Annotated in this window: 11 protein-coding genes; all 11 read right to left on the minus strand. The window is 37.2% G+C overall.

The genetic code is table 11. From position 1 onward, the window contains the following. Positions 1 to 4: 4 nt before the first annotated feature. The 11 genes from IT970_RS16055 to IT970_RS14260 all read right to left on the minus strand — a co-directional run bounded on the left by IT970_RS16055 (position 5) and on the right by IT970_RS14260 (position 13,453). Positions 5 to 877, minus strand: coding sequence for a hypothetical protein (locus tag IT970_RS16055; protein ID WP_231387289.1), 873 nt, complete (start codon positions 875 to 877; stop codon positions 5 to 7). A gap of 200 nt (positions 878 to 1,077) precedes the next feature. Next, complete coding sequence (locus IT970_RS16060) at positions 1,078 to 2,136, minus strand: YjbH domain-containing protein (RefSeq protein WP_231387290.1); 1,059 nt, start codon at positions 2,134 to 2,136, stop codon at positions 1,078 to 1,080. A 274-nt stretch (positions 2,137 to 2,410) separates the two neighbouring features. Beyond that, a complete protein-coding gene (gene galU, locus IT970_RS14220) occupies positions 2,411 to 3,319 on the minus strand; it encodes a UTP--glucose-1-phosphate uridylyltransferase GalU (protein WP_196857434.1) in 909 nt (302 codons plus the stop codon). A 449-nt stretch (positions 3,320 to 3,768) separates the two neighbouring features. After that, the gene (locus IT970_RS14225; RefSeq protein WP_196857435.1) at positions 3,769 to 5,733 is read right to left on the minus strand and encodes a polysaccharide biosynthesis protein; all 1,965 of its coding nucleotides are present in this window, start codon (positions 5,731 to 5,733) and stop codon (positions 3,769 to 3,771) included. Between the two features lie 317 nt (positions 5,734 to 6,050). Next, positions 6,051 to 7,226, minus strand: coding sequence for a DegT/DnrJ/EryC1/StrS family aminotransferase (locus IT970_RS14230; RefSeq protein ID WP_196857436.1), 1,176 nt, complete (start codon positions 7,224 to 7,226; stop codon positions 6,051 to 6,053). A gap of 29 nt (positions 7,227 to 7,255) precedes the next feature. Next, complete coding sequence (locus IT970_RS14235; RefSeq protein ID WP_196857437.1) at positions 7,256 to 7,900, minus strand: acetyltransferase; 645 nt, start codon at positions 7,898 to 7,900, stop codon at positions 7,256 to 7,258. Then, positions 7,893 to 8,489, minus strand: coding sequence for a sugar transferase (locus IT970_RS14240; protein WP_196857438.1), 597 nt, complete (start codon positions 8,487 to 8,489; stop codon positions 7,893 to 7,895). Before IT970_RS14240 ends, IT970_RS14235 begins: the two co-directional genes overlap by 8 nt. Beyond that, a complete protein-coding gene (locus IT970_RS14245) occupies positions 8,486 to 9,712 on the minus strand; it encodes a glycosyltransferase family 4 protein (protein ID WP_196857439.1) in 1,227 nt (408 codons plus the stop codon). The genes IT970_RS14240 and IT970_RS14245 overlap by 4 nt, the downstream gene beginning before the upstream one ends. A gap of 70 nt (positions 9,713 to 9,782) precedes the next feature. Continuing rightward, complete coding sequence (locus tag IT970_RS14250) at positions 9,783 to 10,901, minus strand: glycosyltransferase family 4 protein (RefSeq protein ID WP_196857440.1); 1,119 nt, start codon at positions 10,899 to 10,901, stop codon at positions 9,783 to 9,785. 129 nt (positions 10,902 to 11,030) lie between these two features. Further along, positions 11,031 to 12,173, minus strand: coding sequence for a glycosyltransferase (locus IT970_RS14255; RefSeq protein ID WP_196857441.1), 1,143 nt, complete (start codon positions 12,171 to 12,173; stop codon positions 11,031 to 11,033). A 5-nt stretch (positions 12,174 to 12,178) separates the two neighbouring features. Further along, entirely contained in the window at positions 12,179 to 13,453 is a 1,275-nt protein-coding gene (locus IT970_RS14260; RefSeq protein WP_196857442.1) for an O-antigen polymerase, read from the minus strand.

Consider the following 13,453-nt stretch of genomic DNA (forward strand, 5'->3'; position numbering starts at 1 on the left):
GTCGTTATTTATAACTCTCATACGCTTCTTTCATGCGCGCTAGGTTGTTGTAAATGTAGCTTGCATTTAAGCGGCCCTTATTAAACACCGTATTATCGAGTGTGATTGATGATGTAGGCGCATAAGCTTCATTAAATACCAGGGTATTTACATCATTACCGATACGTGTGCCAACAGAAGTACGCCACGCAGCTTGGCCTTTTAACTGACCATAACGCGTGACATTCATGTCTTTACGTGGAGTAAGCGGAATGCTAATTGCGACACCTATTTTTTGCGATTCAGTATCTTGATAATATACACCTACGTAGCTGTCACCAAACCAAAAACGGCTTTCTAGCTTATAGCCACTGTCTTCGTAAAAATAATTACCGCCGGTGGCGTGTAAAGTAATATCGTGTTCTACCCAGTTGTATTGATAAGAAAGCGTTTGATACTCGCGAGTCGCTCTGTAATCAGCAAAATCAAAATAGCCTAATTTTGCACTTACTTTATGGCGACCTTCAGGGCTGAGCCATGCTGTTTCGTTAATAATCGCTTTGTAATCAAAATAATCTTTATAAAAACCTATTTGCGTTTGGTTATAAAAACCAAACGGTAACGCAAAGGTTTGATACAAACTTGCATTTACAATGCCTTCGTCAAGGCTGTAATTATCAAATACTTTACGGTCTTCAAAGTCGTCGCTTTCTTCAATGATAGTTTGCGCAGCCACATTAATACCCGCTCCTTTCCAAAGCGGTATATCAAGTGTTGCACGTGCACCTACCGAGTAATCAAAAACACCAAACTCAGTAGCATATGTTGATGAAAGCACAGGGCTTACAGTTAAACGAGGCTTAAAGTATGGGCTTGCTTGTGCTTTACCTGCCCACACAACCCCCTCTGGGATACTCGCTCGACCATGTTGAATATTTAAGTCAGGGCTTATTCCACGCTCTATAAAGGCACGGTAGTTATCAATATTTCCCTGAATGGCGATTAGTGGTAAATCCGACTTAGATAATTGAACACTAAAGTGCTTGTTTTCAATACTAACATTTTCTGTAATGCGACCAAGTACAACACCTATCGCGTCTACGTTGTTGCGGTTAAATACCGAGTCTCAAAATTAATAAAAATTGTACTGGTGTTAAAACCAACTACCACATTTTCAAAGCCGTCATTTAATAAAGCATCTTTTAATTGCTGAACTTGGTCACCTAAATTTGCATTAGACAGCTCTTTAGGTGCTTTATTAATATTAGCAAGCGTTAATGCCTTAGGTTGTTCTGCAAGTTCTGGAGCCATGGCAGTATGAATAAACCCTACACCATGGTCATTCACTTTAGCCATTGGCTTAGTGCTAACCGGTGCAACATATGGCGCTGGTTCAACAGGTTTATAATTACTTTTAGCTTCATCAGACAATGGTAGGCTAAAGTTAACACCCCAATAGGTGTCTTTTTCTTCAGAAAAATCGGTACTGCTGTAAAAACGGCTGGTAAAAGTAAGCTCACCAATTTCGTAAAGCCACTTTTTAGGTACTGTAATACGTGCAGCTGCATTTACTGCTTCGGCATCGTACTCGGTTAATACACTAAACCACTCGAGTGGTTGCCACTCAATTCCCGCAAAGGCACCGTCCATTTCACCTGTGCGGCGGTCACTGCGGCCAACACCTGCACTGAATCTAAAATCCCATAACTCTTTTGATGCCACTACATAATAGGTTTCGTAGTTATTGGCTGCACCACCTATATCTTTAGCGCCTACAGCCACACTAAACCAGTTTTTTGGAATATAAGGTAATTGATACTTAGCGTTAAATGATAAATCACGAATTTGCCCACGCCCTTCGATTGAATAGGTATTATCGTGCATTGTACTTGATGCTATTTGACCACTGACTTCTAAGCCATCAAATAGCCCAGCAGAAAATATAAAGTTATGGCCATCTACATATTCCCGCCCAAAAAAATCTAACTGATTATTAAAACCAATATCGGCAGTGCCTTTTAATTGCACCTTTGCATTAGGGGTGTTTATTAAACCTGTGTAACCAGAGAATGATTGATACACTTTAATGTCATCTGCAGCAGCCGGTAAGCTTAATGCAGCAGCACAGCTTAAAAACAAGGTATTAAATTTAGGCATAGGTGAGTCCGAGTTAAAATTATAAAATCCTTAATTAAAGTAAATATAACATTAGAATCAAAAAACAAGAAGATAGTACGAATTAAATAGTGACGAGTTGCGAGTTGCGAGTTGCGAGTTGCGAGTTGCGAGTTGCGAGTTGAACAAGATTTTGTTTAGGGGGAGGATAAAGCAAGTGGTTAAAAGCTATTAACTAACTTCTAACCACTAAATGTGTTGTGTGATCTGACTTCTGAAATCTAATATCTAACTTCTTATATTTGAAATCTTTTTGTTAAACCGCTTTAAGGTGCCTTTCTGTAGGGTTGACCATTTGCGTCACAAAATCAGTGAATTCAGCGCCTAATTTCTCATCACGCATACTGTATTCAACAATGGCTTTTAAGTAGCCCAGTTTATCACCACAGTCATGTGCGCGGCCGCTCATATGAAAAGCCTCAACAATTTCGTGTTTCATTAGCTCGTCGATCGCATCAGTTAGCTGAACTTCGCCGCCCGCACCAGCGGGGGTTTTAGCCAGTAGTGGCCAAATAGCTTTCGACAATACATAACGACCAACAACCGCTAAGTTAGAAGGCGCATCTTCAGCTTTTGGCTTTTCAACCATGGTTTTAATAGGGGCGCTTTCGCCCGCTTTAATTTTTACACCGTTTATGTCGGCAATACCGTATTTGCTCACATCATCAAAGGCAACAGGTTCAAGCATAATTTGGCTTGCTTTAACCGCTTTAAAACGCTTGATCATCGCAGCAATATTCTCGTTTTTTTGATCTGCCGTATACGCATCTAAAATAACATCGGGCAATACAACCACAAAGTCGTTATCACCAACAATCGGTTTAGCACACATTACTGCATGGCCCAACCCTTTAGCTTCGCCTTGGCGTACATGCATAATGGTTACATCTTCAGGGCAAATAGAACGTACTTCATCAAGTAGGGTACGTTTTACACGTTTTTCGAGTGTTGCTTCAAGCTCAAAGCTGGTATCAAAATGGTTTTCAATGGCATTTTTAGAACTATGCGTTACGAGTACAATGTCTTTAATGCCTGCAGCCACACATTCATTCACAATATATTGAATGAGCGGTTTATCTACTAATGGCAGCATTTCCTTTGGAATAGCCTTAGTCATTGGCAGCATGCGAGTGCCCAGCCCTGCAACAGGAATAACGGCTTTCATAGTAAGTCCTTGTTTGAATTTAATTCTATTTAAATTGAAATTAACAGTTTTAAGCTTGATATAAAATGAATGATTGTTAGGGTACGAGATGCGAACAATATTATTTTGGAATAATAAAATTCAAAGAGCAACCGACAAAAACAGTGGGCATTATGCATGCATGGCGCGTTTTCGCTGCAACTTCTCTTTAAAAATTCGCGGCTAAAACGCCTCCTACAAGTAAAACGCATCACACAGTGGGAGGCGTTTTAACGCCGAAAAAGCAAACCTTTACAGCGGCATAAAACAGCCTTCTCGATTTAGCTGTACTAGCTCGCCTCTCGTAAATCGTTGCCTACAACCCTTTTCGCGCGAAATAAATTTCACGCCTACATTAAACCGTAGGCGTTATGCTTGCATGGCGCGTTTACGTAGCAACCTTTTTTTAAAAAAACATCAAATATACTTTGTTAATTTTTTAAATTAACTACCTTGCCTTGCTCTGCAAAGTCATTGATATTATGACTTGTTGTTTGTTTAGCATTCCAAACCAGGTCACAAATACCATCGGTCGGATTAAAGCCGGTTGGTGCGTCTAACAATAATTGTCTTATGGTTTCGTGATCAAAGTTATGACAAGCGATATCAAGCGCCTCTAAAAACACATTAAGCTCTGCTAGAGGCAGCATAACTTCATTCGCAGTCATAATGCGCTCATGCGAGGTTTCGCCTACATTGTCACCAATTAATAGCTCTTCAAACAGCTTTTCACCTGGGCGAAGGCCTGTACACACTATTTCTATATCACCATGCGGGTTGTTTTTATCTTTTACTTCAAAGCCAGATAAACGAATCATTTTTGTGGCTAAATCGATAATTTTTACCGACTCGCCCATATCAAGTACAAATACATCGCCCCCTTTGCCCATAGCACCTGCTTGTATAACAAGTTGTGCGGCCTCGGGGATGGTCATAAAAAAACGAGTAATATCTTGATGAGTTAACGTTATTGGGCCGCCTTCACGTATTTGCCTACGAAACAATGGTACTACCGAGCCACTTGAGCCTAAAACATTACCAAACCTTACCATACAAAACCGCGTGTTATGGTTTTTACCTTTATTTTGGGCCAAACCTTGCAAACATAGCTCTGCCATACGCTTTGTAGCCCCCATAACATTAGTAGGGCGCACTGCTTTATCGGTAGATATAAGCACAAAGGTTTCAACTTTGGCATTTACAGCAGCTTTAGCCGTGTAATAAGTACCAAAAACATTATTGCGTACACCTTCAACAACATTGTGTTCAACTAAAGGTACATGCTTATAAGCTGCCGCGTGATAAACAGTTTGTACACCAAACGCTATCATTACTGTTTCAATTCGGTTAATGCGCTGTACAGAGCCCATAATTGGAATTAGTTCAACATTAAGTTGATTATTAGCGATATACTCTGCTAATTCTTTTTCTATTGAATATAAACCAAACTCACTTAACTCAAACAACACAAGCTTAGTTGGTTTTTGCTTTACTATTTGGCGGCATAACTCTGACCCTATTGAACCACCGGCCCCCGTTACCATAACCACTTTATTTTTAATATTAGCGGCCAATAAATGCGCCTTTGGTGCAACACAATCGCGACCTAATAGGTCTTCTATTTCAACATCTCTAAACTCAGAAAGCTTAGCTTTACCCTCTATTACATCGGCCATACCTGGAATAGAAAGCACCTTAATAGAAAGCGGCTCAAGCTGCGCTAAAATTTGTTTACGACGCGCTCTACTCTCACTAGGCATTGCTAGTAAAACCTTACTTACTTTACCTCTGTTAATTAGGTCGTAAATATCTTTAAAGGCAATAACAGGAATACCTTGAATAATAGAGCCCTGCTTTGTTTCGTCGTCGTCTATAAATGCACGTACAAAGTACTCTGGCCCTGCGCCTAAAGCTGTAGCTAATTGTCGGCCCGACGAACCCGCACCATAAATAACAACCGACTCTTTATTTGCTGTTGTTAATTTACCAATCATCGCACGTACAACAATACGTGCTCCGCCCACTGTAAGTAAGCACAGCCAAGCAAAAATAAACGGCATAGTACGGGGTATTTCTACACCAATAAAAAAAGCAAAAAGTACCAAAGCAATCGTGCTAATAAGGGTGCCAATTACAATTGCCCATAAAGCTTGCGAGTTCATATAACGCAGTACTGCACGGTACAAGCCTAAATTAATAAAAATAAACAGTGCAGTTGGCACAAGTAGTAAAAGCAACATCCAGTTGTCTGTTTTACTAAGCGGTGCAATGCTATCGAGCCTTACTATTAACGCAAGCCAAAACGCTGATATTATAAATAGCGAATCGATAAAAAGAGTAATAATGCGCTTAGTTGCACGCGAAGAGTTTAAAATAGAGCGAATAATATTATCCACAACAAGTTCCCTGTCTTGTTTTTGCCGATTAACATACCAACCTAAGCTGACTGGCTGCTTAACAGTTGTTAAATTTTCATGAATTATAGCTGAACCAAATGAATCTAGCCACCAAACTAATACAATATCATTAGCTACTGATTTTTATAAAATAAAATTACTTAACTTGTGCCACTTAACGCCAAACTTTCTCTTTAAGGAACAGCGCTCCAAGCAATTATTAGTTTTATATTCTCAATTTATTTAAACATTGAAGGCTCGGCAATACAGCAAAACGCCCAGCCCCCAATGACAACACAAAAATAACTAAAGTGACATTACTTACTCGCCAGCTCAAACACGTCTTTTAAAACTTGCACTGACTGTGCGATTTCATCAGTGGTAAGTGTGGGGTGTACTAAAAACATGATTGAAGTTTCGCCTAGTTCTACAGCGTTTGGTAAACGCTTTTCAGGCCGCCATGGTGTGTTATCAAAGGCTTTCTCAAGGTATACCTCTGAGCAACTGCCTTGAAAACAAGGTACACCACGCGCGACTATTTCGTTCACTATACGATCACGATCCCAACCTTCGGCCAACTGTTCAGGTTTAACAAACATATAATGCTTGTACTCTGCATGCTCACAATACTCTGGCACATCAACTAAGCGAATACAGTTAAAGTTAGCTGCTACGTTGTCTAACTCAGTGCCATAGGCTTGGCGTTTGGCGGTCCAATCGCTCATACGTGTTAACTGAATACGGCCAAGAACAGCTTGCATTTCGGTCATTCGCCAGTTAGTGCCAAAGCTTTCGTGCAGCCATCTAAAACCTGGTGGGTGCTCTCGGTTATATATTGCATCGAAGCTTTTACCATGATCTTTATAGCTCCACATTTTACTCCATAACTCTTTAGTGTTTGTGGTAACCATGCCACCTTCGCCACCCGTGGTCATAATTTTATCTTGGCAAAAACTCCACGCACCTACATGACCAATACTACCAACCGATTTACCTTTGTATTTAGCACCGTGCGCTTGAGCACAATCTTCTATTACATAAAAACCATGCTCAGCGCTTAATGCCATTATTTCATCCATTTCGGCTGGCATACCCGCTAAGTGAACAACAATAACTGCTTTAGTTTTTGGCGTTAATACTGCCTTAATGCTTTGTGCAGTAATAGCTTGGCTATTTAAGTCAACGTCGGCAAATACAGGAGCTGCACCCGCAGTTACAATGCTACTAGCCGAAGCTAAAAATGTACGCGGAGTGGTAATTACTTCGTCGCCTTGGCCTACACCTAATGCTTTTAAAGCAAGATCAAGCGCTAATGTTCCATTACCCAAAGCAATTGCGTATTCACTGTTGGCCCATGTCGCAAATTCTTTTTCAAACTCACGACATTCAGTGCCTGTCCAATAATTAACTTTATTCGATAAAATAACGCGGCTGACCGCATCGGCCTCTTCTTGTGTAAAACTAGGCCAAGGAGAAAAAGGGGTGTTTAACATTTTAAATTAAATCCATCTAAGAGCGATTATTAACTCTTTTTATCGCTTTTAACTACGACTGCTGGCGAACCAAAAGCAGTTACATTTGCAGGTAAACTTTTAACAACTACACTACCTGCACCCACTAAGGTGTAATCACCTACTGATATTAATTGAATGATCTGGCTACCAATACCAATCCAACAGCATTTACCAATTTTAACTGCTCCAGCTAGCGCTGTATTTGGACAAATATGCGAATACTCGCCTATTTTAGTATCGTGCTCAATAACTGCTGATGTATTTATTATGCAACCACTGCCAATTTCAGCAAAGGCATTAATAGCTGCGCCAGCCAATACAACAGTACCCGCAGCTATTTTAGCGTATTGGCTTACTGTTGCAGTAGGGTGTACTAATGTGGCCAAAGAAAAGCCGCGCTGTATTAACTCATCACATTTTTGTTTGCGAACTTCGTTATTACCAATAGCGATGAGCACCTCACAATGTGATGAGTCACATAATAATAAATCTGAGAAAGTACCAACAATATTCCAATGCTCAAGCGCTGTTTTTTTTGGGAATGAGTCATCATAAAAGCTAACTGCGTAACCAAGCTGCTCAGCTAAATCGGCAACCACTTTACCGTGCCCGCTTGCTCCTAAAATAGCAACTACTGGCTTTGTATTAGTCATTTTTACTGCCTTTAAAAGGCTCTATAGTTACATGACCGTCTGCACTGATACCTTCTCGAATAAATACTTTTTTAATCGTTAAAAACAGTATTTTTATATCGAGCCAAAAACTTTGATTATCAACATACCATACATCAAGCTTAAATTTATCTTCCCAGCTAATGGCATTACGCCCATTTACTTGTGCCCACCCTGTTATACCGGGGCGCACATTATGGCGGCGAGCTTGCTCGGTACTATAAAGTGGTAGATATTGCACTAACAATGGCCTAGGTCCCACCAAACTCATATCGCCCATGAGTACATTAAATAGCCCAGGTAACTCGTCGAGGCTAGTGGAGCGTAAAAAGGCACCAAACTTAGTCATTCGCTCATTATCAGGCAGTAAATTTCCGAACTTGTCTTTAGCATCAAGCATGGTTCTAAACTTCATCATTTTAAAAGTTTTACCATTCAAACCAGGTCGGTCTTGGGTAAATAAAATAGGCGAGCCCAATTTAAAACGAATAAGTACAGCAACAATAACAATTACAGGGAGTAAAGTGAGTATTGCACACAAGGCAATTAAAAAGTCAAAGATACGCTTCATTTAAATAACTCCATAAACTTATTCCCTAATGTCGAAAAAACACGCTGCTCGACTAAAAATCGATGCCCATTTTCACCAAGTGTATTAAGTTCAGTTACACTCATTTCTTGGTATTTTTTAATAGCCTCTACAAATGATTGTACATCTTCTGCAGGAGTAAACTCGCCACAGTTCGCTTCATTAATCATGGATGGATAGCCTGAAAACATACAGATAACTGGCTTCTTAGCATACATATAATCAATAAATTTATTTAATGAAATACCATATTTATATATTTTTTCATTTTTTACTGATGCAACCAAGATATTAGACAGCTTTAGAACTTGCTGAACTTGCTCTTTTTTAATTGCTGGCGCAAAGGTAATATTATTAAGCCCCTTGGCTTGTTCAATTAACTGATCTTTTAGGTAACCATCACCTACGAGTAAAAAATGCACATTAGCTACCTGTTCGCTCTGCATAACTCTTGCAGCACTAACAACATATTCTAGTGCATTAGCATCACCCATAGTACCTGTGTAAGTAACTATAAATTTATTTTTAGGTATATAATTTTCTATAAAAGCTGAAGTTAACTCTTGTTGATTCTCTGTATAAAAATCTAAATTAACACCTTGCGGAATTGATACAACTTTACTGCCTAGCCCGACTTCATTTTCAACATGTTCTTTTAGGCCCGGCATTGTACCAACTATTGAATCTGAGTATTTATAACCTAACTTTTCAACTCTTGACAATAACCAAATTAATGGATGTTTATGACTAAACCCTTTTAGTTCAATAAGGGTTTGCGGCCAAATATCACGCACTTCAAAAATAAACTTAGCGTTGTAAAAGCACTTATAAAAACAGCCAGACAATACAGATAAAATTGACAGTGACGATGCAATAACTACATCGGGTTTTTCATATTGCTTACGGGACGCCATCATCAACACAAAAAACTCAAACCAAAGCCAACTTAAAATACGTTTAATGCTCGTTGCCTTGCTGTATTTTAAAGTATTAACCCAAGTGACTGTATAGCCATCGTTTTCCATATCTTTATAACGAGACTCAAATTCAGGCAAAGTACTATAAAGGTGAGATGAATTTGAAGTTATCAACCGTACATTATGTCCGGCTTTTGCAAACTCGTTACAAAAGCTAGCTTGTCGAGTGTCTGCTCCGTAAGCATTTACATTTGCATATTTTGAAATATACCATACTTTTTTTTTCATAAAAATCAGCCGATTAAATACTTAATTATCTCTTACTGCTCAAAAGCAAAAACATGCAATAAACTTATTTCTAAGTTAACTTTGAATAAAGCTGAAACAATTTCTCTTCTTCAATCTGCCAGTTGTATTTTTTAAGTACAGCATCACGCCCTCTAGCCCCCATAGCTTTGGCGACTTCGAGATTATTAGCAAGATAATTCATAGCATCAGATATTTCTTTACTTGAGTAAGGGTCTACACAGATACCGCACTCATCTCCTATTACTATGTCTTTCCATAATGTGATATTTGAGGCTATTACAGGAATGCCTGAGGCCATATATTCAAACATTTTAACCGGTAATGCATCTTTATAATTTTCAATCGGATGCAATGTAACTAAACCAGCAAAAGAACGCCCTAAAACAGTTTGAATGTCCTCACGATTTAGCCAACCAAGGTCATCAACCTTATTCCACCCTTCTAGTTTTACTACGTCATCCTGCACTTGTTTTTCTAGAAAGTTGCCAGCTAACAATAAATTTCCATTAGCTTCACTTCGCGACATCGCATCCACAATCTCATAAATCCCCCTAACTTTAGTAATTCCTCCAAGATAGCAACAAGACTCACGATGTGAAAAATTAGCTGTATCGATTTTTATAAACTCTTCAACTTTAGGATAGTTATTAACATCAACCGTATTAGGGTTTATGTTTAGAAATTTATCGCGGATAAAGGGAGTAGCAGCCACAACAGCATCAACTCTCTTACATAAATAACTTTCGTAATAATGCGCAATTCTAGAAATTACTTTTGCAAAAAAAGGATGTAAATACGGTTTACTTAATATTTGAACTGGTAAATCTTCATGTGCATCAAAAACTACATTTTTACCTTTACGCTTTAAAAGTAACGCAACTAATAACAACTCAGGATCGTGCAGGTGGTATATAGCTGCGTCTAAGTCAACAGCAGCTTTATACACTTTGAAAACAGTATTAGTCATTCGGCTTAAGCGCTTACCACTCTTAAATCCAACATCAATAATCGAAACACCACTTTTTGACTCTAAGCCTTTTCCGTCAGCAACTATTAATGAAACATTGTAACCTTTAAAGGCAAGTGAACAGCACATTTTTATAAATATACGTGTATCATACCGAGTATGGGCTGAAGTCAAATGACATATTTTTATCTTTTCTTTCATAAAAAACCTGCTGATAAATCTCTTATCTAACGACAAAATCTTCATTATTAATTAAACATCTACATTGAGCACAAAAACATACCGTCGGCAATAAAAATAGAAACATACAATGTAAATTATAATTATAATTTAACTCTTAGTTATTTTGGTATATTCAGATGTCATCTTTTCAGAAAAAGCTTCATATGAATAGGTTTTCAAACAATGGTTTCTAAGATAGTTTTTATCAAACTTCATACATGTCACCTGTAACATTGCTTGAGTTAACTCTCCCTCAGAATTATTGTTTACCAAAACCCCTAACTTTGAGTTTGTAATAATTGACTCTGGACCGCCACACTTTGTCGAAATAGAAGGTAAACCAGCACTCATAGCTTCAATAATTACAACACCAAAAGTCTCAATTAAACTCGACAAAATGAAACAATCATGACTTCGATACAAATCCTTCAATTCAGAATGGCTAGCATAACCATACATTAAAACTTTACTTTCCAACTTGTGATCTAAAACATATTTGGTTAAAGCATTATATTCTGGTCCATCTCCAACGATTGTCAGTTGAAGATTCGGCTTAGCTGCCAGTGCAACTTTAAACTCTTTAATCAGTTGCAGTTGATTTTTTTTCTTATCTAAAAAGCCAACATTAATAAACTTAAATACATTATTATCACCTTTAGTTGAGGCAGCATTTTCGATAACGAATCTGTTTGTGTCGACAACATTAGGTATATACTTAAAATTCATATCAAAAATCGAATTAAGTAAAGCTGAAAACGGCTCACTTACTGCAAAATTAGCATCAGAAAAACTGTAAAACATTTTGTATTTTTTTACAGTTTCCTCACATACAAGTCCACGAGAAAATGCTGTCGAGTGTTCGGTTATCACATATGGAATAGAGTACTTTCTTTTCAGCTCATAAGCACTAGCACATACATCAGAATTATGCACATGTATAATATCTACTGAATTTTTCTTTATGAATGATTGATTCAACTTATGCAGAATCACATTTCTAACAAACTTATTAAACTTGTTTAAATATGGGATGGCAGGAAATAAAAAAATTTGCTCTTGAGACTCTCCAGATCTAACAAACCCAAATTTAAATGACTTTCTTTTCAGACATAATTTCATTGAAACTGGAATGACTGCAATCACAGTAACACTGTGTAATTTACTTAAAGCTTTTACCTGCTGCTTTACAAAAACAAAACTAGCTTCGCTATATGGGTTTGGGTAATTTGGTGTATTTATTACTACTCGCATAACTGCTACCTCCTAAAAACATTAACTATTTCGCTCGATAATGCTAAGAAATAATATAACATTATAAAAATAATTAGTTGCACTAGAGGAAAGTTATCAAACTCACCTTTTGGAGAGGCAAATAAAAAATAACCTATTACATTTGCCACTATTACAAGCTCCAAAAAACTAGATGAGCGTTTGTATCTTCTATCAACCAGATAAACTAAAAAACCGAGAAAGATAGGAAAAATAAACAACCCTAGCAAACCAAAGTTTAAGATTGCTTCTCCAGGCATTGTCGGTGGTAAAGCACCACCATAAATATCTCCAAAATAATTTTCCTTGATATACAAACTTGGAATGAAGGTGGCGGTATCATTTGAAAATAACTTTATTAACGATGAAAAAATGGATATGCCGTGCATAGGTGAATCACTAGCGTCATAGTATTTCTCCATAATAAAGTACTCAACTAAAACATTGGGGGTATTACCCTTATCAAACAAGTAAAATGTAAACAAATCAAAAAGCTTATCGGACTCCATTTCTAAGCCATTCAATGAAAAACTTGAATACACCCTGTACAAATAGAAGATAAAAAACACAAATAAAAACAAATAAAAATACTTCAAAAAGCGATAAAAATAAAAATCCTTACTCTTATAAAAAATAACAATTAAACATATATAATATGACAAAGTATTAGTTACCCTCCCTTTACTAAATAATATCAACGTTATTATAGTAAGGCATATAGATAACTTAATAAGACTAATACTCCCTTTTGAATACATATGAACATAAACGAAACCAGAAAACATGGAGAACATGTAAAAAAACGTTGTTCCACCATCAGAAAACTGTTCATTCCTAATAGAAATAGTTCGAATGTAATTAATAAGATCAAACCCTGAAACTGTATAGACATTCCATAAAAAGTTCAAAAAACCAATCATTAAAAGGATATCAACCAATAGATATGGAGGACAAAAGTTCACCTCAACTTTATCAGTCATTTTTAGTTCTTTAGATTTTAAAAAGAAGTAAACAAAAAATAATAAAACATAAAAAAACGTATTTGCAATATATATATATAATAAATTTTCACGTTCAAAAAATGGCAAATTGATTAAAAAATCAGACTGAACGTCAAAAAATAAAAAATATGCCTGTGTTATTATTAAAATTGGTAAATAAGATACTAAAAAAAATGAACCATTAGGTTCTTTAGCACTTTTAAGAATAATGCCAATTACGAGCAGAAGTGGAGAAATTACTATCAAGAATTGCAAATACAT

This window comes from Pseudoalteromonas sp. A41-2 (genome assembly GCF_015767615.1).
Classification (GTDB): Bacteria; Pseudomonadota; Gammaproteobacteria; order Enterobacterales; family Alteromonadaceae; genus Pseudoalteromonas; species Pseudoalteromonas lipolytica.

What these genes read in the sequence shown, in the direction of transcription:
- IT970_RS14250 (WP_196857440.1), bottom strand. Translation starts at nt 10,901, where the DNA reads ATGAAAGAAAAGATAAAAATATGTCATTTGACTTCAGCCCATACTCGG.
- IT970_RS14235 (WP_196857437.1), bottom strand. Translation starts at nt 7,900, where the DNA reads ATGACTAATACAAAGCCAGTAGTTGCTATTTTAGGAGCAAGCGGGCAC.
- IT970_RS14245 (WP_196857439.1), bottom strand. Translation starts at nt 9,712, where the DNA reads ATGAAAAAAAAAGTATGGTATATTTCAAAATATGCAAATGTAAATGCT.
- IT970_RS14240 (WP_196857438.1), bottom strand. Translation starts at nt 8,489, where the DNA reads ATGAAGCGTATCTTTGACTTTTTAATTGCCTTGTGTGCAATACTCACT.
- IT970_RS14260 (WP_196857442.1), bottom strand. Translation starts at nt 13,453, where the DNA reads ATGTATTTGCAATTCTTGATAGTAATTTCTCCACTTCTGCTCGTAATT.
- galU (WP_196857434.1), bottom strand. Translation starts at nt 3,319, where the DNA reads ATGAAAGCCGTTATTCCTGTTGCAGGGCTGGGCACTCGCATGCTGCCA.
- IT970_RS14255 (WP_196857441.1), bottom strand. Translation starts at nt 12,173, where the DNA reads ATGCGAGTAGTAATAAATACACCAAATTACCCAAACCCATATAGCGAA.
- IT970_RS16060 (WP_231387290.1), bottom strand. Translation starts at nt 2,136, where the DNA reads ATGCCTAAATTTAATACCTTGTTTTTAAGCTGTGCTGCTGCATTAAGC.
- IT970_RS14230 (WP_196857436.1), bottom strand. Translation starts at nt 7,226, where the DNA reads ATGTTAAACACCCCTTTTTCTCCTTGGCCTAGTTTTACACAAGAAGAG.